Below are 18,440 nucleotides of genomic sequence, written 5' to 3' on the forward strand. Positions count from 1 at the left end.
GCCTCTCGGGTTCGACGACGTGCCGTACCTCTCCGGGCGTGGTCATCTGGTCTTCCAGGACCCGTCCGGCCGTCAGGAGCGTTGGGCGGGAAGGGCAGGTGATGACGATGGAGCTGTTCCCGCCGATCCCGTTCGCCGAATGGCGGGACACCAAAGAAACACTCCATCGTTTTGCGCAGATCGTGGGGAAGATCCGGCTCGCCGCCAGTGCCCGGCGCAACCACTGGTGGAACGTCCCGTTCCATCTGACCGGACGCGGCATCACCACCCGTCCGATGGGGCAGTGCGACAACAACCCGCTCTTCACGATGGACTTCGACTTCGTCGGCCACCGGATGGTCATCGCGACGGGGGACGGCCGGACGGTCTCCTTTCCGCTCGTCGGCCACTCCGTGGCGTCCTTCTACGAGGCGGTCATGGCGTCGCTGGCCGCGCTGGGCGTCCGGGTGGAGCTCGCCGTCCCGCGGCCGTTCGATCTGCCCGACGCCGCCCGGCCGTTCGCCGAGGACACCGAACACGCCGCCTACGACGCCGGGCACGCCCACCGCTACTGGCGGGTTCTCAGCCAGGTGGCGTCGGTGCTGGAGGACTTCGCCGCGGGCTACTCGGGGAAGGTCAGCCCGGTGCACCACTTCTGGCACACCTTCGACATCGCCCACACCCGGTTCTCCGACCGGCACATCGACCAGCCCGGTCAGGTCGACCCGGTGACCCGGGAGGCGTACTCCCGGGAGGTCATCAGCTTCGGCTTCTGGTTCGGCGACGACTCGTTCACCGCGCCCGCGTTCTACTCCTACACCGCTCCTGAGCCTGCGGGGCTGGCCGAGGAGCCGCTCGAACCCGCCGCGGCACAGTGGGCCGCCCGCGGGGACAGCCACTTGGCGGTGCTGCCGTACGACGAGGTCCGCACCGCGGCCGACCCTCGTGCCGCCGTGCTCGGCTTCTACGAAAGCGCGTATCAGGCCGGCGCCCGGCGTGCCGGATGGGACATCGAACGGCTCGCCTGCCCCGGCGGGGTGACGGACCCGTACCTGATGTCCCGTCTGTGACGAGAAGGGTCAGGGCTGCTCTCAGATGACCGGCGGGCGGCCCAGCCTCGTCATCCGCCACACCGTGCGCCAGCGCATCGGCCGCCGCCGTCCGCACGGGGTGCGTACTCCTTCGGCGAAGCCTGCGGCCCAGGCGCGCATGCCCGCCGCCGAGCGACTGCGGACGGCCGTCAGCACGGCCCATACGCCGAGGTAGAGCGGTACCAGGAGCGCGGGGAGGTGCCGCTTGGCCAGCCATACGCGGTTCCTGGCGACCATGCGGTGGAAGACGGCGTGCCGGGTGGGCGAGGTGTACGGGTGCTGGAGCACCAGCTCGGGCGCGTAGTGGATGTGCCAGCCGTCGTCCAAGGCCCGCCAGGCCAGGTCGGTTTCCTCGTGGGCGTAGAAGAACTCGTCGGGCCAGCCGCCGATCCTGTCCAGCATCGGGACGGACAGGGAGTGCCCGCCGCCGAGGAACGTGGTGACCGGACCGCCGCGCGCGGGGTCGCCGACCCGCAGGCGGGGGACGTGCCGGCGCTGGGTGCGGCCCAGCTCGTCGGCGATGCGGAAGCTCACGATCCCCAACTCCGGGTCGTTCGCGTGCAGTTGTGCCAGCCGGCTGAACACGTCCGGGCTGATCAGCAGGCCGTCGTCGTCCAGATCGACCACCAGATCGATGTCCCCGAGCTTGCGCAGCTCGTCCAGGGCGACATTCCGGCCGCCGGCGACGCCCAGGTTGTCGCTCAGCTCGACGCCCGTCGCGCCGTGCGGCAACGGGGGGAGCGGGGAGCCGTTTCCGATGACCACGATGTGGGCCGGCGGGAGGTCCTGCTTGGCGACCGAGTCCAGCAGCGCCTGGAGTTCGGCGGGACGGTTTCCCATGGTCAAGATGGCGACGCCTACGCGCAGATGACGCACAGAAGAAAGCTCCGTTCTTGGCGGTCCTTTCGCGATGCTAGCCGCCGGGGGAGGCGACTGCGTGCCACGGCACCTCTCCGGCGACATCCCGGCCGGGGCGCCCCCGGGAGTCGTACCCGGCGCGCCCCGGGAGTCGTTTGCGGCGCCCGGGGAAGTCGTTCGCGGCCGCGGTGCCCGTCCGCCTCGGGGTCGTGGAAGGGCTCCCCTTTCCCGCCGGGAACCAGGGGCCGGACGCATCCCGTGGGGCCGGTGGAATCCTGCGTGTCCCCGGGCGGGACGCGGTGGCCGGGTGCTTTCGTGCGGCGCACCATGGAAGGACCAGGGGGTATGCACGGACGGCCCAGGGGGGTGGATGGAGGAAGCCCTCATGATGGAAGTCAAGACGGTCGACAAGCCGGATGAACGGCGCGACTTTCCCCTGGGCCACCTCGAAGCCCTGCACCTCACCGGGCTGGACTTCGCCGTGGCCACCTTCGAGCCCGGCTGGCACTGGACGGAGTCGGTGGGGCCGATCGCCGGGACCACGAGCTGCGAGGTCCACCACAACTGCTTCATGGTCCAGGGCCGGATGCGGCTCAGGATGAACGACGGCGCGGAGTCCGAGGTGGGCCCCGGCGACGTCTTCGTCTGTCCGCCCGGGCACGATGCCTGGGTCGTGGGGGACGAGCAGGTCATCCTGTACGACTTCGCGGGCGGTATGGCGACCGACTACGCCAAGGCGAAGAGCTAGGGGTGGCATGGCGCGCTCCGGGGAGACCGCATCCGCGAAGCTCCCCGAAGCGCCCGGGGAGGGCGTGTATCCAGGGGGTGCGGGGGTGCCCTCGTCGTGGTGGGGGAGCCCGGCGGGCGGCGTGGGGATTCCCACGTGAATCGCTATGTCTAGGAACGCGATCGGTGGGCAGGGGTGCGGGACGGTCCGGCCTGCGGAATACGTCATGGGTGATGCCCGTTACCGCAGCCGGAGACCGACTGGCAATCGTCGACAGACCGGAAGCAGGGAAACACGCATGAGCACCATCGAGCTCACCAAGGAAAACTTCGACGAAATCGTCTCCGGCAACGATTTCGTTCTCATCGACTTCTGGGCCGAGTGGTGCGGTCCGTGCAAGCAGTTCGGCCCGGTCTTCGAGCGGTCTTCCGAGACGCACGACGACCTGGTCTTCGCCAAGGTCGACACGGAGGCGCAGCCCGAGCTGGCGCAGGCCCTCCAGATCCAGTCCATCCCGACCGTGATGATCGTCCGCGAGAACATCGCGGTCTTCGCCCAGCCGGGCGCGCTCCCCGAGGAGGCCCTGGAGGACGTCATCGGCCAGGCCCGCGCGCTGGACATGGACGAGGTCCGCGCCTCGGTCACCGAGGCCGCGCAGGGCGAGCAGGCGCAGGCCGAACAGGGGCAGCAGGCGCAGGGCTCGTGAGCGACCTCCTTCTGGTCCGGCACGGCGAGACCGAGTGGAGTCGGGACGGCAGGCACACCAGCTGGACCGACCTGCCGCTGACCGCCAAGGGTGAGGAGCAGGCCCGCGCACTGCGGCCGCTGCTGTCGGACCGGAAGATCGGGCAGGTGTACGCCAGCCCGATGGAACGGGCGCTGCGCACCGCCGAGCTGGCGGGCCTCGCCCGCCCGCAGATCGACCCCGACCTGCGCGAATGGGACTACGGCGGCTACGAGGGCATCGCCACCGCCGAGATCCACCGCAGCAGGCCCGGCTGGTATCTGTTCTCCGACGGCGCCACCGAGGGGCCCGAGGGGCATCCCGGGGAGTCACCCGAGCAGGTCGGGGCGCGCGCCGACCGGGTGCTGGCGCGGATCGCGTCCCAGCTCGCCGTCGACGAGGGCGATGTGGCGCTGGTGGCGCATGCGCACTTCCTGCGGGTGCTGGCCGCCCGGCGGCTCGGGCTGCCGCCCTCGGCCGGCGGGCTGTTCACGTTCGAGACCGGCGCGGTCGGCGTCCTGGGGAGCGAGCACGACCGCCCCGCGGTGGTCGCCTGGAACGCCCGGATCCTGTAGCGCCCGAGCCCGTCACGCGCAGAGCCCGTGGCGCGCTCGGCACGCTGCGGTACGAGGCCGGCCGGGGCCGTTACGGAGCCATCGGATCGAGGTGCAGGGGCTGTACCTTGCCCTCGATCATGGCGCCGAGCCCCATGACGGCACAGGTGTCGGGGCGGTCCGCGGTGTGCACCGGCATGGTCGTGGCCTGATGGATCATCGGCTCCAGTCCGGGGATCAGCGCGCTGCCGCCCGCGAGCACGATGCCGCGCTCCCCGAGGTCGGCCACCAGATCCGGCGGGCAGCGCCGCAGCACGGCCCCGATGGCGTCGAGGATCGCGGTCAGCGGGGTGGTGATGGCGTCCCGTACCCGCTCGGTGTCGACGTGGACGGAGCGCGCCATCCCGCTGACCACGTCCCTGCCGTGCACCTCGGTGGAGCCGGGGGAGAGGCCGTCGCCACCGGAGAGAATCAACTGGAGCGGCCGTACCGCCTGGCCCGCCAGCATCAGCTCGTGATGCAGCCGCAGATGCTGGATCACCGCGTGGTCGATGGCGTTGCCGCCCACCGGGACGGTCTCCGCGGCCACGATCGAGCCGAGGGAGAGCACCGCGACCTGCGTGGTTCCCGCGCCGCACACCACGATCATGGTGGCCTCGGGCTGTTCCACCGGCAGTCCGGATCCCACCGCGGCGGCGACCAGGGTGTCGACCAGCTCCACCCGCCGTGCCCCCAGCCCCGTGAGCGTCTCCACGGCCGCCCGCTGCGCCAGCGGCTCGCTGCCGTACGGGAGGCAGACCGCGGCCCGCATCGTCGGCCGGCGCCGCCAGGTCTTGCGCAGCCGCTCGCCGACCAGGGTGCGCAACAGCCGCTGGGCCATGTCGATGTCGACGACGGTGCCGCCGGAGACCGGCCGCACCACGCGGATGTAGTCGGGGGTGCGGCCGTCCATCACCTCGGCCTGGGCGCCGACGGCCAGCAGCGCCCCGGTGCGGGTGTTGATGGCGGCGACGGTCGGTTCATCGACGACCAGCCCCTGGTTCTTCACGTACACCCTGGTCCGGGCCGCTCCGATGTCGACGGCGGCCGAGCACCGCCGCAATTGGGCGAGGCTGGTGGTCATGGGTGATTCCTCCCCGTTGGCCGGTATGGACGGAGCGCTCGTGCGGCCTGTTCGCAGGGACCGCTCGTGCGTCATCCTCCGGTCGTGCACGGCGGGCCGCCTGCTGGGAAGGTCCGCTCGGGGGACGGGGAGGGGGCGGTTAGGGCAAAGGGGTGAGGCCGTAGCGATCTGCCGGTGCGGCGGGGGCCGGGCCGGTCAGCCGCTGGTACAGCCCCCAGGTGAATTCGGGGACGATCTCCTGGGGCGTGCCGTCGGGGCCGGGAGCGGTGCACGACAGCCGCCAGCGGGTGGGGGCGCTGCCCTCCATCGGACGGGCCGGGGCGAAGGCGCGGGCGACCTCGTCGACCGTGCAGGACCAGGGCCGCAGATCCTCGGTCGTCCGCAGGTCAGGGCCGGTGGCGCCGGGTGCCCGGACGAGCCAGGCGTTCCAGACGGCGCCCCTGGTGCCGGTGAGGACCTCGAACCGCAGATCAGGCCAGAGCGGAACGGGCCAGACCAGCGCCTCGCAGGTGAGGTCGCCGATCCGCCGGGCGGTGACGGACTCGGGGGTGCCGAGCAGCGCACGATACGGCTGGACGCCGCCGCGCGCCCGCGGGACGTGCATCCGTGCCTGCCAGCGGCGGTTGGCCTCGCGCAGGTCGGCGCGCGAGACCCGCAGGGTGCGCAGGGCGTCCTCGACCAGGCCGGGGTGGTGGTCGGCCATCCGGCGCAGCAGCACGAGCTGGAAGGCGACCGGCCCCGGCAGACCGGAGGGGGCGCCGGAGCCTGCGGGCGGGTCGTGGTCAGCGGTGCCGTTCATGAAGGACATGGTGGTGGATGGCGCGGGTTCCGGGGGCGGGAGGGCCGCCGTCGGGGAGCTCAGCCGGCGCCGGCGGCCCCGGCCGCCCGGCCCTCGACGAGCGTCTCCATACCGTCCAGCAGACGGGCCAGCCCGAACTCGAAGAGCGACTCCAGGTTGACCACGTCCTCCTCGATTCCCGAGAGCCCCGCGTACATGGGATAGGAACCCGAGTCGAGGATGCCGTCGAACACCGGCTCCATCGTCGCCATCCACTGGTTCTGGTCCATGCCGGTCTCCTGCTCGGCCTCCAGATCGTCCTCGAACCCGGCGGCGGTGGACAGCACGTAGCCCAGCAGCGTCAGCGCCATGTGGATCAGCGTGACCGGGTCCATGCCCCGGACCCGCGCCATGGTCCACTCGATCAGCGCCATCGCCCGCGGCATCGGCTGCGGCCGGGTGAGCGACAGATACTGCGCCAGCCACGGGTGACGCCGGTAGAGCTCCCATTGCAGCCGCGCGCCCGCCTCCATGCGTTCGCGCCAGCCGTCCGGCGCCGGTTCGGGCAGCTCGATGTCGTGGAACGCGGCGTCCGCCATCAGCAGCACCAGCTCGTCCTTGCCCGCCACATGACGGTAGAGCGCCATCGAGGACACCCCGAACTCGGCGGCGACCCGGCGCATCGACAGCGCCCGCAGCCCCTCGGCATCGGCGACCTTGACCCCGGCCCGTACGACGCTCTCGCGGCTCAGCCCGCTGTCCGTCTCGCGCGGCCGCCGCTCCCGCGCCGCCCCGCTGCGGGCGGTCCGCTGCGGCTCGGCCACGACCGTGCCCACTCCCGGTACGGCCCGTACGAGGCCCTCCTGACGCAGCGTCGTCAGCACCTTGGTGGCGGTCGCCATCGCCACCCCCCACTCCTGGGTGATCCGCCGGGTCGAGGGCACCCGGTCGCCCGGCGTCAGCTCGCCGGTGTCGATACGGCGGCGGATCGTGTCGACGATCCGGCGGTAGGGCGGCGGGGCCGGCTGCTCCACGGGGGGACCTCCGTACTAGTGCACCAGGGCGGTTCGGCGGGCTGTGAGGGTAACAGGGCGTCTTTGATCAGGGCATCGCACTAGGCAAGTGCACTAGTGTGACGCACCTCCAACTCCCTTGTCAGTCCTACTGTTTGCACCGTAAGCGCACTCTGCTTACCGTGTCACCCATGTCGTTTACTGCGTACACATCCAAACCGTTGGCCGGCCGCCGGGAGTGGACCGCCCTGGGCGTCCTCCTGTTGCCGTGCCTGCTCGTCTCGATGGACGTCTCGGTGCTGTACTTCGCGGTCCCGTTCCTGACCGCGGAGCTGGAGCCCAGCAGCGTCCAGCAGCTGTGGATCCTGGACGTCTACGGCTTCGTCCTGGCCGGCCTGCTGATCACCATGGGAGCGCTCGGCGACCGCATCGGCCGCCGCAAGCTGCTGCTGTCCGGCGCCCTCCTCTTCGGACTCGCCTCCGGGGCCGCCGCCTACGCGCAGAGTGCCGAAATGCTCATCGCCGCACGGGCGTTGCTCGGCATCGGCGGCGCGACCCTGATGCCGTCCACGCTCGCGCTGATCCGCAACCTCTTCCACGACGCCAGGCAGCGCGGCAAGGCGGTCGCGATCTGGTCGACGGCGGTGACCGGCGGCATCGCGATCGGCCCGGTGCTCAGCGGGGCGCTGCTGGAGCACTTCTGGTGGGGTTCGGTGTTCCTGGTCAACGCTCCGGCGATGGTGCTGCTGCTGGTCTGCGGGCCGCTGCTGCTGCCGGAGTTCAAGAACCCGGCGGCCGGACGCTTCGATCTGCCCGGCTCGCTGCTGTCCCTGCTCGCGATGCTGCCGGTGGTCTACGGGGTCAAGGAGATCGCCCGCGACGGCCTGGCGGCATGGCCCGTACTCGCCGTCGTGGGCGGCCTGCTGGCCGCCGCGGCCTTCGTGTACCGCCAGCGCACCGCCCGCCACCCGATGCTCGATCTGGAGCTGTTCCGGCACCGCGGGTTCAGCGTCTCGGTGCTGATGAATCTGCTGGCGATGTTCGCGATCGTCGGCTGTGCGGTGTTCTTCACCCAGTACCTCCAGTCCGTACGGGGCATGAGTCCCATGGAGGCGGCACTGTGGAATCTGCTGCCGACCCTCGCGGTGGGCGGGATGGCGCCGGCGGCCACCGCGCTCGCCCAGCGGATGGACCGGGCGTATGTCATCGCCATGGGGTGCGTCATCGCGGCCGGCGGCTTCGTCTGGCTCTCCTGGCTGGAACCGGGCTCGGCCCTGTGGTTCGTCCTGGTGGGCTCGGCGGTCTACGCCTCGGGCCTGGTCATGGTGATGTCGCTCGGCAACGAACTGGCCATCGGCCTCGCGCCGCCCGAGCGGGCGGGTTCCGCCTCGGCCGTGCTGGAGTCCGGCACCGAACTGGGCGGCGCACTGGGCATGGCGATCCTGGGCACCATCGGGAGCGCGATCTACCGCACGGACATCGGTGACGCCCTGCCCGCCGGCCTTCCGGCGGGCGCGGCCGACGCGGCACGGGAGACGCTGGCGGGCGCCGCCGCCGTGGCCGGTGCACTCCCGGGCCGGGCGGGCGAGGCGCTGCTGACCGCGGCCCGCGCCGCGTTCACCGGGGGACTACAGACGGCGGTGCTGGTCGCCGCGGGCGTCATGGCCTGTGCCGCGGTGGCGGCGCTGACGCTGCTGCGGGGGCTGCGGACCACGGGAGCCGAGGGGGAGGCGGACGCCACCGGGGTGGTCGGTGTGCAGTGCGGCTCCTGACGGCCGCCGCCCGGTTCACTCGGGCGTGACGCCCAGCATCCGTTGCAGCAGCTCCCTCAGCAGCGTCCGCTCGGCGACCGTCAGCCGGCCGAGGGGTTCGCGCGCGAAGTGGAGTGACGTACGCAGTGCCTCGGCCGTGCGCGCGCCCTCGCCGGTCGGGGCGGCGAGCTTGACGCGGCGGTCGGCCGGATCGGGGCGGCGCTCGACCAGGCCGCGGGTCTCCAGGCGGTCCACGATGCCGGTGATGTTCGACGGCTCGCACTTCAGGCGCTCGGCGACCTTGCGCATGGGCAGCGGCTCGGCGGAGAGCAGGCTGAGCACCCTGGCCTGGGCGCCGGTGAGGGAGTGCTCGGCCGCGGCGTGCTCGTACTCCTCGTAGTAGCGGGCGACGACGGTGCCGATGAGCTCGACGACCTCGACGGTCAAGGAGTCTGCGCGGGGGGTCATGCACACGAGGATACCCATTTACTTGACAACATGAAATATCGAGGGGCATGGTTGTTTCAGTACCTGAAGCTTTAGGAGGATCGCGTTATGTCCGCACTGCCCACGACCGGCCGCGAATGGCACCTCGTCGCCCGCCCCCACGGCTGGCCCACCCCGGAGGACTTCGCGCTGCGCGAGGCCGCGGTGCCCGAGGTCGGTGAGGGTCAGATCCTCGTCCGTACGCAGCACTTCTCCGTCGACCCGTACATGCGCGGCCGGATGAACGACGTGAAGTCCTACGTCCCGCCCTTCCAGCTCGACCAGCCGATGGACGGCGGCGCGGTCGGCGAGGTCATCGCCTCGCGCGACGACTCCATCGCCGTCGGGGACCACGTCCTGCACGGCCTCGGCTGGCGTGAGTACGCGGTGCTGGATGCCAAGCGTGCCGCCAAGGTGGACCCGTCGCTGGCTCCGCTCACCGCCTACCTCGGTGTGCTGGGCATGCCGGGCCTGACCGCGTATGCGGGTCTGCTGGAGGTGGCGTCCTTCAAGGAGGGCGACGCCGTCTTCGTGTCCGGCGCGGCCGGCGCGGTGGGCAGCGAGGTCGGCCAGATCGCCAAGCTCAAGGGCGCCTCCCGGGTCATCGGCTCGGCCGGCTCCGACGACAAGGTCAAGCTGCTCGTCGAGGAGTACGGCTTCGACGCCGCCTTCAACTACAAGAACGGCGATGTCGCCAAGCAGCTCAAGGAGGCCGCGCCGGAGGGCATCGACGTCTACTTCGACAACGTCGGCGGCGACCACCTCGAAGCGGCCATCAGCTCCCTCAATGTCCATGGCCGCGCCGCCATCTGCGGCATGATCTCGATGTACAACGCGACGGAGCCGAGCCCTGCCCCGCGCAACCTCGCGATGGTGATCGGCAAGCGGCTGCGCCTCCAGGGCCTGCTGGTCAGCGACCACGCCGCACTTCAGCCGCAGTTCGTCGAGGAGGTCTCCGCCTGGATCCGCTCCGGCGAGCTGAAGTACAGCGAGACCAAGGTGGCCGGTATCGAGAACGGCGTCGAGGCGTTCCTGGGCCTGCTGCGCGGTGAGAACACCGGAAAGATGATCGTGAGCCTCACGGACTGACGGTGGCTCTGGCTGCCTGACGCAGGGCTTGGCGGTCTGACGGTGACCCTGGCGGTCCGACGCAGGACCTGGCGGGGAGAGTGGGTGACTCCCCGGCGGGGGCCTTGCGCCAGACCGTTAGGCTCAGCGGCAAGCCGTCGCGATCCGTGGGCGCGAGTCGCGGCGAACCACAGGAGGATTTGGTATGTCCATCCAGACCGTCGACGTCGTCTACACGGCCGTCGCCACCGCTGAGAACGGCCGTGACGGCCGCGTCGCCAGCGATGACGGCAAGCTCGACGTGATCGTCAACCCGCCCAAGGAGCAGGGCGGCAGTGGCGCCGGCACCAACCCCGAGCAGCTCTTCGCGGCCGGTTACAGCGCCTGCTTCCAGGGTGCGCTCAGCGTCGTCGCCCGCCGGGAGAACGCCGATGTCTCCGGCTCCCGGGTGACCGCCCAGGTCGGCATCGGCAAGACCCCGGACGGTGGCTTCGGCCTCACGGTCGAGATCTCCGCCGCGATCCCCAACGTCGACGCGGCGACCGCCAAGGACCTCGTGGAGAAGGCGCACCAGGTGTGCCCGTACTCCCACGCGACCCGCGGCAACATCGAGGTCAAGCTGACCGTCGCCTGACGCACGGCCGCACCGGCACGCACGCAGGGGCCGCATCCCGCGACGGGGTGCGGCCCTTGGCGTATGCGGCGGGGCGGTCTCTGGCGTCCGTGGTGGGGGCGGTCCCTGGCGTCTGCGGCGGGGGCTGCCTCTGGAGTGTCTGCGCGGGCTGCGGCCCCCTGCGTCCGCGGTGGCGGGTGCGGCCCTGTGTCTGTCGCAGCGCGCAGGGCCGCACCACCGTGCCCGGCCGCCGCACCCGCATCCCCGGCCCCCGCGCGCCCGCACCCACCCCACCCCGCCCCGATGTGACGCAGGCCACCTTCGCCGCATCTTGACGCACCCGCCGTGTAATCGATTTCGTAGCCCCCACGAACTGCTCAAGAAATCGATTACATGTTGATCATGCGCACCCGCTCTCCCGCACGGTGAGCGCGCGCACGGACAGAATGGCAACGGCGCCATGGCGAACATCAAAGATGTGGCAGAGCGGGCGGGGGTCTCCGTCGCCACGGTCTCCCGCGTCCTCAACGGCCACAGCCCGGTCGCGGAGACCCGCGAGCGGGTGCTCGCCGCCGTACAGGAGCTGGGCTACCGCCCCAACAACGTCGCCCGCGCGCTGCGCACCGCCCGGACCGGTGCCCTCGGCCTGATCATCAGCGACCTCACCAACCCCTTCTTCACCGAGCTGGCCGACGCCGTCGAGGACGAGGCCCGCAGCCTCGGCTACAGCCTGGTCATCGGCAATGCCGGCGAACGCCCCGCACAGCAGGACGACTACATCCGCACCCTGCTCGACCGCCGGATCGACGGTCTGCTGGTCAGCTCGGCCGGCACCGGCTCGGCGATGCTCCGTGAGGTCGTCGCCTCCGGCACCCCGCTGGTGCTGCTGGACCGCACCGTGCCCGGTATCGACGCCCCCTGCGTACGCGCCGACGGCCGCACCGCGCTCACCGAGCTCGCCGCCCACCTCGCCGCCCTCGGCCGCCGCCGGCCCGCGATCATCGTCGCCCCGGCCGGCACCCCGACCGGCGACGAGCGCCTCGCCCTCTTCCGTACGGCGCTGGCCGGATACGGCCTCACCCTGCCCGACGAGCGGGTCGGCGCCACCCCCGACCTCCAGCACACCGGTGGCCGGCGGGTGATGAGCGACTTCCTCGACCTCGCCGAGCCGCCGGACGCGGTGCTGGCCACCGACAACCTGATGGCGCTGGGCGCGATGGACGAACTCCGCGCCCGCGGGCTGCGGGTTCCCGACGATGTGGCGCTGGTGGTCTATGACGACGTGCCGTGGTTCACCCACACCGACCCGCCGCTGACCGCCATCGCCCAGCCCACCCGCGAACTGGGCCGGGCCGCCGTCCACACCCTGCTGGAGCGGATCGAGGGCCGGCCCGCCGCCTCGGTGCTGTTGCCGGCCCGGCTGGTCACCCGCCGCTCCTGCGGCGAGCTGCCCACCCCCTGAGCAGGCCCGCCCGGCGCCCGGACCGGCACTCCGGTCCGGCTCCCCCGGCCGGGCGGGCCACCCGAGTCAGTCACCACACGAGTCATCCGAGGAAGAGAGGGGCAGCGCATGACCGGCGTCAACGACGACGTACCGGGCGGCCGCGAACTGCTGCGCGTCGAGGGGGTGACGAAGTCCTTCCCGGGCGTCCGCGCGCTGGACGGCGTGGACCTGACCCTGCGCACCGGTGAGGTGCATGTCCTGCTCGGCGAGAACGGCGCGGGCAAGAGCACCCTCATCAAGATGCTCTCCGGCGCCCACCGCCCCGACGAGGGCCGCATCCTCGTGGACGGCGAGGAGGTCACCATCCGCTCGGCGCAGGACGCCGAACGGCACGGCATCGCCACCATCTACCAGGAGTTCAACCTCGTCCCCGGGCTGACCGTCGCCGAGAACATCTTCCTGGGCCGCCAGCCGCGCACCGCGCTCGGCCTGGTCGACCGGAAGACGATGCGGGCACGGGCCGCCGAACTGCTGCGGCGCGTTCGCCTCGACGTCTCCCCGAACACCCCGGTCGCCGAACTGGGCATCGCCCGCCTCCAGATGGTCGAGATCGCCAAGGCGCTCAGCCTGGAAGCGCGCGTCCTGATCATGGACGAGCCGACCGCGGTCCTGACCTCCGAGGAGGTCGAGACCCTCTTCGGGATCGTCCGCGAGCTGCGGGACACCGGCGTGGGCATCATCTTCATCACCCACCACCTGGACGAGATCGGCGCGCTCGGCGACCGGGTCACCGTCCTGCGCGACGGCCGGTCCGTCGAGGAGGTGCCGGCCTCGACGGACGAGGACGAGCTGATCCGCCTCATGGTGGGCCGGGACATCGCCGAGCAGTACCCGAGGCAGCGCCCCGAGACGCCGGGCGCGCCCCTGCTGCGCGTCCGCGGTCTGACCCGCAACGGCTCGGTGGCCGGGCCGGTCTTCGAGGGCATCGACTTCGAGGTCCGGGCCGGTGAAGTCGTGGGTCTCGCCGGGCTGGTGGGCGCGGGCCGCACCGAGGTGGTCCGGTCGATCTTCGGCGTGGACCGCTATGACGCCGGTACGGTCGAGATCGACGGCAAGGAGCTGGCCCGCGGCGATGTCCGCGCCGCCATGCGCGCCGGGCTCGGCCTCGTACCGGAGGACCGCAAGGGCCAGGGCCTGGTCCTGGACGCCTCCCTCCAGGACAACCTCACCCTCGCCAGGCTCGACCGCGACACCCGCGGCGGACTGGTGGACCGGGGCGCGCAGCGGCGCGAAGCGGCCACCGTCGCCGAGCAGTTGAAGGTCCGGATGAGCGGCCTGGGACAGAGCGCCCGCACCCTCTCCGGCGGCAACCAGCAGAAGATCGTCATCGGCAAGTGGCTGCTGGCGGACACCAGGCTGCTGATCCTCGACGAGCCGACGCGCGGCATCGACGTCGGCGCCAAGGTCGAGATCTACCAGCTCATCAACGACCTGACGGCGTCCGGCCGCGCGGTGCTGATGATCTCCAGCGATCTGCCCGAGGTGCTCGGTATGAGCGACCGGGTGCTGGTGATGTCGCAGGGCCGGCTGGCCGGTGAGCTGTCGGCCGAACAGGCCACCCAGGACGCCGTGATGGAGCTGGCGCTCCAGTCCCCGCACGGCACGAGCACGAAGCACAACGACAAGAGCGCGATGGAGGGCTCCGATGTCCACTGAGGTGAAGACAGGAGCTGCCGCCGAGGCGGTGGGACGGGCACCGGACCGGGACGGCGCGGGGGCGTGGTTCTCCCGGGCGGTCCTCAGAAACGGCCCGCTCGGCGGACTGATCGCCCTGGTCGTGGTGATGGCGGTGCTGTCCAGGGACTTCCTCAACGGCCAGAACCTCCTCAATGTCGGTGTCCAGGCGTCGGTCACCGCGATCCTCGCCTTCGGCGTCACCTTCGTGATCGTCTCGGCCGGTATCGATCTGTCGGTCGGCTCGGTCGCCGCGCTCTCCGCCACCGTCGTCGCCTGGGCGGCCACCGGGGAGGGCCTGCCCGTCTGGATGGCGGTGCTGCTCGGCCTGGCGACCGGCGCGGCGGCCGGTCTGGTCTCCGGCGCCCTGGTCTCCTACGGCAAGCTGCCCGCCTTCATCGCCACGCTGGCGATGCTCTCGATCGGCCGCGGTCTGGCCCTGGTCATCTCCGGCGGCTCCCCGATCCCCTTCCCCGCCTCGGTCGGGGCGCTCGGTGACACCCTCGGCGGCTGGCTGCCGGTGCCCGTCCTCGTCATGATCGCGATGGGGCTGATCGCCGCGCTGATCCTGGCCCGTACGTACTCCGGCCGGGCGATGTTCGCGATCGGCGGCAACGAGGAGGCGGCCCGGCTCTCGGGCATCAACGTCAAGCGCCGCAAGCTCGCCATCTATGCGCTGTCCGGGGTGTTCGCCGCGGTCGCCGGCATCGTGCTCGCCGCCCGGCTCACCTCCGCCCAGCCGCAGGCCGCCACCGGCTACGAGCTGGACGCCATCGCCGCCGTCGTCATCGGCGGGGCCAGCCTCTCCGGCGGCTCCGGCAAGGCCTCCGGCACCCTCATCGGCGCGCTGATCCTCGCCGTCCTGCGCAACGGCCTCAACCTGCTGAGCGTCTCGGCGTTCTGGCAGCAGGTGGCCACCGGACTGGTCATCGCGCTGGCGGTGCTCCTGGACACGCTGCGCCGCCGGAGCGCGCGATGAAGGCCCGTAGGAACGCCCCGAGGAACGCCCGGGGGAACGCCCGGATCAAGGCGTCGCTGGCGGCCGGGCTGGCCGCGACCGTCGCCCTGGGGCTGGCCGGCTGCGACCGCGGCGGCAACACCGACCTGGGGCTCGCGCTGTCCACGATGAACAACCCGTTCTTCGTCGGCATCAAGAAGGGCGCCCAGGCCGAGGCGGACGCCCGCGGTCTGCACCTCAACATCACCGACGCCCAGAACGACCCCACCCAGCAGATCAACCAGATGGAGACGTTCACCAGCCAGAACGTCAAGGCGGCCATCATCAACCCGGTCGACTCCGACGCCGCCGTACCGGCCGTCGGCGTCGCCAACCGGGCGAAGGTGCCGGTCATCTCCATCGACCGCGGTGTCAACGGCGGCAAGGTCGGCTCGACCATCGCCTCCGACAATGTCGCGGGCGGCCGGCTCGCCGCGAAGACGCTGGCCGAATCGCTCGGCGGCAAGGGCAAGGTGGCCTTCCTGGAGGGCCAGGCCGGCACCTCCGCCGCCCGCGAGCGCGGCAAGGGCTTCGAGGAAGGCATCAAGAAGTACCCCGGCATCGAGGTCGTCGCCCGGCAGCCCGCCGACTTCGACCGCACCAAGGGCATGGACGTGATGACCAACATGCTCCAGGCACACCGCGGCATCGGCGGGGTGTTCGCGGCCAACGACGAGATGGCGCTGGGCGCGTCCAAAGCGCTGGGCGGCCGCTCCGGCAAGGACGTGAAGGTCGTGGCGTTCGACGGCACCCCGGACGGCGTCAAGGCGGTCCGCAACGGCACGCTGACCGCCACCGTCGCCCAGCAGCCGGAACTCCTCGGCAAGCAGGCCGTGGAGTGGGCGCTGAAGGCCTCCCGTGGTGAGAAGCTGCCGCAGTCGGTCAGGGTGCCGGTGGTGCTGGTGACGGCGAAGAACGCCGCGAAGTTCGACGGCTGAGAGCGCGGCCCCGGCGGGCCGCACGGCAACGACAGGTGAGTGAAGTGGGAGAGCGGTGCATGTATGACGTCCTGGTGGTCGGCTCGGCCAACGCGGATCTGACGGTACGGGTCGAGCGGCGGCCCGGCGCGGGCGAGACCGTGACCGGCACGGACCTGGTCGAATCGGCCGGCGGCAAGGGGGCCAACCAGGCGGCCGCCGCGGCCCGGATCGGCGGGCGCACCGCGCTGCTGGCGCGGGTCGGCGGCGACGCATACGGCGAACTGCTGCTGCGCGCCCAGCACGACGCGGGCACCGATGTCTCGCCGGTGATCGTGGACGACGCGGCCCGTACCGGCACCGCAATGATCATCGTCGACCCGGACGGCGACAACAGCATCGTGGTCTCGCCCGGCGCCAATGCTGCCCTCACCCCGCAGGACGTGGCCGCCGCGAAGGACACCATCGCCGCGGCCGCGGTGGTCTCCCTCCAGCTGGAGATCCCCATGGAGTCCGTACGGGCCGCCGCCACGGCCGCCGAGCAGGCCGGCACCCGCGTCGTCCTCAACCCCTCCCCGGCGCCCGAGGCGACCGCGCTGGCCCCCGAACTCCTCGCGGTGGCCGACCCGTTGGTCGTCAACGAGCACGAGGCGCGGCAGCTCTCAGGGCTCGCCGACGGCACTCCCGCCGAGTGGGCGCAGGCGCTGCGCGAGAGGGGCGCCCGCTCCGTCGTGGTCACCCTCGGCGGCGACGGTGCGCTGGTCCTGGACGCCTCGGGAGCCGCGGACGTCCCGGGCGTTCGGGTCAAGGCCGTGGACACCACCGGCGCCGGCGATGCCTTCACCGGCGCCCTCGCCACCCGCCTGGCCCGCGGCGACGCGCTGCCCGAGGCGGCGCGCTTCGCCGTACGGGTGGGCGCCGCCGCCGTCACCAAGCCGGGCGCCCAGCCGTCCTATCCGACCCGGGCGGAACTGGAGGCACTGGCGCCCGAGCTGCCGCAGGGCTGAGGCCCGGGACCTTCGCCGCGCACGAGCCTGCGCACCGCCGAGCGGTACGGGGGCCGGGTGCGCGGCGGCACGTCACCGCCCGTCGCCCTCCGTCGGCCCGTCCCACTCCTTCGGCCCGTACAGCGCATGGTCCGCGCCGGTCGCCAGGGCCCAGTAGCGGTCGCCGTAGGACCAGTGCCACCACTCGGTCGGGTAGTTGACCAGCCCGGCGGAGTTCAGGGCGGCGTTCAGCACCCGCCGGTGGGTGCGGGTGGCGGGGCTCAGATCCGGGGCACCCGTGTAGCAGGCGCCGTTGCTCTCCTCCGGACCGGCATTGATCGGAGTCCCCATGTCGACGTCCTCGCCCTCCGTGGTGACGAGGGTGAGGTCCACCGCGCCACCGGCGCTGTGCGGGGCGATCCCGGGCGGCGACACATAGCGGCTGGCGGCCTGGTGGAGACGCCCGGCGTCCCGGTCGGGGTGCAGGGCCCGCAGTTCGTCCACGTACTCCTCGAAGTAGCGGCGTTGCAGCTCCAGTGGCCGGTAGCCCTCGACGATCTTCAGCCGCAGCCCGTCCGGCAGTGCCCGCTGCGCCGCCAGCAGCCGCTTCAGCACTCCCTCGCGCAGCTGCGCGTAGGCGCCCCGCTCGTCGTCCCGGAGGTCGGCCACCAGCAGCTCGGGCGCCGCGGTCCGCACGTCCACCAGCGGCTCGCCGCACTCCTGGACGGGGATCGCGGCCACCTCCGGGTCGGCCATCAGCGTGATCCGGTCGCGGACATCGCTGAGCACCAGCTCCGCGCCGTCACCCGGCACCGGCCCGGTCCACTCGGCGGCCGCCGCCACCCGTTCGCCGGACGGCAGCCAGACGCCGCTGAGGCCGCACCCCGGACCGGAGTGCCCGGTCCCCGTGCCGTTGGCGAGCAGCACCTGGAGCCCGTGCTCCCGCGCCAGTTGCCCGTACTGCGCCACCCGCTGTGCCGAGTCGTGGAAGGAGCTGGCGAGATACACCCGGCAGCCGTCCGCCGCGGCCCGCGCGGGCACCTCGGGGAAGCTGTTGTCGAAGCAGGTGGCGAGGGCGAACCGGATGCCGCCCAGGGTGAAGCGGCCGTCGGCGGTGCCCGCCGCGAAGAGCGCGCTCTCGCTCGCTCCTTCGCTCTCTCCCTCGCCCTCGAACAGGTGGATCTTGTCGTAACGGGTGAGCAGCGTGCCGTCCGGTCCGAGGACGAACGAGGAGATCGCCGGACGGTCCCCGTCACCGCCCGTCCGCCCCGCCGCGTTGACGACCGCCGCGACCCCCGTCGCCCGGCATGCCTCCCGTACGGGGGCCAGCCGGGCGTCGTCCTCCGTGACCGTCATGCCTGCCGGGTCGGCGGCTATCAGGTGCCGGTCGTAGTGCGTCAGCGCGAGTTCGGAGAAGACCACCAGGCCTGCGCCGCGCTCGGCGGCCTCGGTGATGAGCGCGGCCATCCGTGCCGCGTTGGCCTCGATGTCGCCCGGTACGGGGGTGAATTGTGCGGCGGCAATGATCATTCGCCCATGATGCCGGGTGACGGGACGGGACGGGACGGGACGGGACGGGGCGGGGACGGGGCGGGGG

16 protein-coding genes and 1 pseudogene are annotated in these 18,440 nt (G+C 72.1%); 11 read left to right on the plus strand and 6 right to left on the minus strand.

Translation table 11 applies throughout. The annotated features are described in order from the left end of the window. Positions 1–107: 107 nt before the first annotated feature. A complete protein-coding gene (locus IF67_RS0111295) occupies positions 108–1,049 on the plus strand; it encodes a DUF5996 family protein (RefSeq protein WP_030984654.1) in 942 nt (313 codons plus the stop codon). A 21-nt stretch (positions 1,050–1,070) separates the two neighbouring features. On the opposite strand, the gene IF67_RS0111300 is transcribed toward IF67_RS0111295, so the two are convergent. Next, entirely contained in the window at positions 1,071–1,946 is an 876-nt protein-coding gene (locus IF67_RS0111300) for a glycosyltransferase family 2 protein (protein ID WP_030984656.1), read from the minus strand. Between the two features lie 367 nt (positions 1,947–2,313). Between IF67_RS0111300 and IF67_RS0111305 the strand changes: the two genes are divergently transcribed. The 3 genes from IF67_RS0111305 to IF67_RS0111315 all read left to right on the plus strand — a co-directional run bounded on the left by IF67_RS0111305 (position 2,314) and on the right by IF67_RS0111315 (position 3,954). Next, positions 2,314–2,676 (plus strand): cupin domain-containing protein, encoded by a 363-nt coding sequence (locus IF67_RS0111305; RefSeq protein ID WP_030984658.1) that lies wholly within the window; start codon positions 2,314–2,316, stop codon positions 2,674–2,676. A 277-nt stretch (positions 2,677–2,953) separates the two neighbouring features. Next, on the plus strand, positions 2,954–3,361 hold the full coding sequence (trxA, locus tag IF67_RS0111310) for a thioredoxin (protein WP_030081319.1): 408 nt from the start codon (positions 2,954–2,956) through the stop codon (positions 3,359–3,361). After that, complete coding sequence (locus IF67_RS0111315; RefSeq protein ID WP_030984660.1) at positions 3,358–3,954, plus strand: histidine phosphatase family protein; 597 nt, start codon at positions 3,358–3,360, stop codon at positions 3,952–3,954. The genes trxA and IF67_RS0111315 overlap by 4 nt, the downstream gene beginning before the upstream one ends. Positions 3,955–4,024: 70 nt before the next feature. On the opposite strand, the gene IF67_RS0111320 is transcribed toward IF67_RS0111315, so the two are convergent. From IF67_RS0111320 to IF67_RS0111330, 3 genes are all read right to left on the minus strand, one after another. Beyond that, a complete protein-coding gene (locus IF67_RS0111320) occupies positions 4,025–5,056 on the minus strand; it encodes a rod shape-determining protein (RefSeq protein WP_030984663.1) in 1,032 nt (343 codons plus the stop codon). Positions 5,057–5,195: 139 nt separating this feature from the next. After that, complete coding sequence (locus IF67_RS0111325) at positions 5,196–5,855, minus strand: hypothetical protein (protein ID WP_051817903.1); 660 nt, start codon at positions 5,853–5,855, stop codon at positions 5,196–5,198. Between the two features lie 59 nt (positions 5,856–5,914). Next, positions 5,915–6,868 (minus strand): TetR/AcrR family transcriptional regulator C-terminal domain-containing protein, encoded by a 954-nt coding sequence (locus IF67_RS0111330; RefSeq protein ID WP_030984666.1) that lies wholly within the window; start codon positions 6,866–6,868, stop codon positions 5,915–5,917. Positions 6,869–7,038: 170 nt separating this feature from the next. On the opposite strand from IF67_RS0111330, the gene IF67_RS0111335 reads away from it, so the two are divergent. Further along, on the plus strand, positions 7,039–8,619 hold the full coding sequence (locus IF67_RS0111335) for an MFS transporter (RefSeq protein ID WP_051817894.1): 1,581 nt from the start codon (positions 7,039–7,041) through the stop codon (positions 8,617–8,619). A gap of 15 nt (positions 8,620–8,634) precedes the next feature. On the opposite strand, the gene IF67_RS0111340 is transcribed toward IF67_RS0111335, so the two are convergent. After that, a complete protein-coding gene (locus tag IF67_RS0111340; protein WP_030984671.1) occupies positions 8,635–9,066 on the minus strand; it encodes a MarR family winged helix-turn-helix transcriptional regulator in 432 nt (143 codons plus the stop codon). 87 nt (positions 9,067–9,153) lie between these two features. On the opposite strand from IF67_RS0111340, the gene IF67_RS0111345 reads away from it, so the two are divergent. The 6 genes and pseudogenes from IF67_RS0111345 to IF67_RS0111375 all read left to right on the plus strand — a co-directional run bounded on the left by IF67_RS0111345 (position 9,154) and on the right by IF67_RS0111375 (position 16,864). Then, on the plus strand, positions 9,154–10,173 hold the full coding sequence (locus tag IF67_RS0111345; protein WP_030984672.1) for an NADP-dependent oxidoreductase: 1,020 nt from the start codon (positions 9,154–9,156) through the stop codon (positions 10,171–10,173). 184 nt (positions 10,174–10,357) lie between these two features. After that, a complete protein-coding gene (locus IF67_RS0111350; protein ID WP_030984674.1) occupies positions 10,358–10,786 on the plus strand; it encodes an organic hydroperoxide resistance protein in 429 nt (142 codons plus the stop codon). Positions 10,787–11,225: 439 nt separating this feature from the next. After that, the gene (locus IF67_RS0111355; protein ID WP_030984676.1) at positions 11,226–12,227 is read left to right on the plus strand and encodes a LacI family DNA-binding transcriptional regulator; all 1,002 of its coding nucleotides are present in this window, start codon (positions 11,226–11,228) and stop codon (positions 12,225–12,227) included. A 108-nt stretch (positions 12,228–12,335) separates the two neighbouring features. After that, positions 12,336–13,925: a sugar ABC transporter ATP-binding protein gene (locus IF67_RS0111360; RefSeq protein ID WP_030984677.1), complete on the plus strand. Its 1,590-nt coding sequence runs from the start codon at positions 12,336–12,338 to the stop codon at positions 13,923–13,925. Further along, positions 13,915–15,878: pseudogene (locus IF67_RS46220) on the plus strand (substrate-binding domain-containing protein). The gene IF67_RS0111360 and the pseudogene IF67_RS46220 overlap by 11 nt, the downstream one beginning before the upstream one ends. Positions 15,879–15,937: 59 nt before the next feature. Further along, the gene (locus tag IF67_RS0111375) at positions 15,938–16,864 is read left to right on the plus strand and encodes a ribokinase (protein WP_030984683.1); all 927 of its coding nucleotides are present in this window, start codon (positions 15,938–15,940) and stop codon (positions 16,862–16,864) included. Positions 16,865–16,936: 72 nt separating this feature from the next. Here IF67_RS0111375 and IF67_RS39040 read toward each other — a convergent pair whose 3' ends face one another. Further along, a complete protein-coding gene (locus IF67_RS39040; protein ID WP_037839159.1) occupies positions 16,937–18,373 on the minus strand; it encodes a nitrilase-related carbon-nitrogen hydrolase in 1,437 nt (478 codons plus the stop codon). Positions 18,374–18,440 lie beyond the last annotated feature (67 nt).

It is taken from the genome of Streptomyces sp. NRRL S-1813, from assembly GCF_000719605.1.
GTDB lineage: Bacteria > Actinomycetota > Actinomycetes > Streptomycetales > Streptomycetaceae > Streptomyces > Streptomyces decoyicus.

What these genes read in the sequence shown, in the direction of transcription:
- IF67_RS0111355 (WP_030984676.1), top strand. Translation starts at nt 11,226, where the DNA reads ATGGCGAACATCAAAGATGTGGCAGAGCGGGCGGGGGTCTCCGTCGCC.
- IF67_RS0111325 (WP_051817903.1), bottom strand. Translation starts at nt 5,855, where the DNA reads ATGAACGGCACCGCTGACCACGACCCGCCCGCAGGCTCCGGCGCCCCC.
- IF67_RS0111360 (WP_030984677.1), top strand. Translation starts at nt 12,336, where the DNA reads ATGACCGGCGTCAACGACGACGTACCGGGCGGCCGCGAACTGCTGCGC.
- IF67_RS0111335 (WP_051817894.1), top strand. Translation starts at nt 7,039, where the DNA reads ATGTCGTTTACTGCGTACACATCCAAACCGTTGGCCGGCCGCCGGGAG.
- IF67_RS0111320 (WP_030984663.1), bottom strand. Translation starts at nt 5,056, where the DNA reads ATGACCACCAGCCTCGCCCAATTGCGGCGGTGCTCGGCCGCCGTCGAC.
- IF67_RS0111340 (WP_030984671.1), bottom strand. Translation starts at nt 9,066, where the DNA reads ATGACCCCCCGCGCAGACTCCTTGACCGTCGAGGTCGTCGAGCTCATC.
- trxA (WP_030081319.1), top strand. Translation starts at nt 2,954, where the DNA reads ATGAGCACCATCGAGCTCACCAAGGAAAACTTCGACGAAATCGTCTCC.
- IF67_RS0111345 (WP_030984672.1), top strand. Translation starts at nt 9,154, where the DNA reads ATGTCCGCACTGCCCACGACCGGCCGCGAATGGCACCTCGTCGCCCGC.
- IF67_RS0111350 (WP_030984674.1), top strand. Translation starts at nt 10,358, where the DNA reads ATGTCCATCCAGACCGTCGACGTCGTCTACACGGCCGTCGCCACCGCT.
- IF67_RS0111305 (WP_030984658.1), top strand. Translation starts at nt 2,314, where the DNA reads ATGATGGAAGTCAAGACGGTCGACAAGCCGGATGAACGGCGCGACTTT.
- IF67_RS39040 (WP_037839159.1), bottom strand. Translation starts at nt 18,373, where the DNA reads ATGATCATTGCCGCCGCACAATTCACCCCCGTACCGGGCGACATCGAG.
- IF67_RS0111295 (WP_030984654.1), top strand. Translation starts at nt 108, where the DNA reads ATGGAGCTGTTCCCGCCGATCCCGTTCGCCGAATGGCGGGACACCAAA.
- IF67_RS0111375 (WP_030984683.1), top strand. Translation starts at nt 15,938, where the DNA reads ATGTATGACGTCCTGGTGGTCGGCTCGGCCAACGCGGATCTGACGGTA.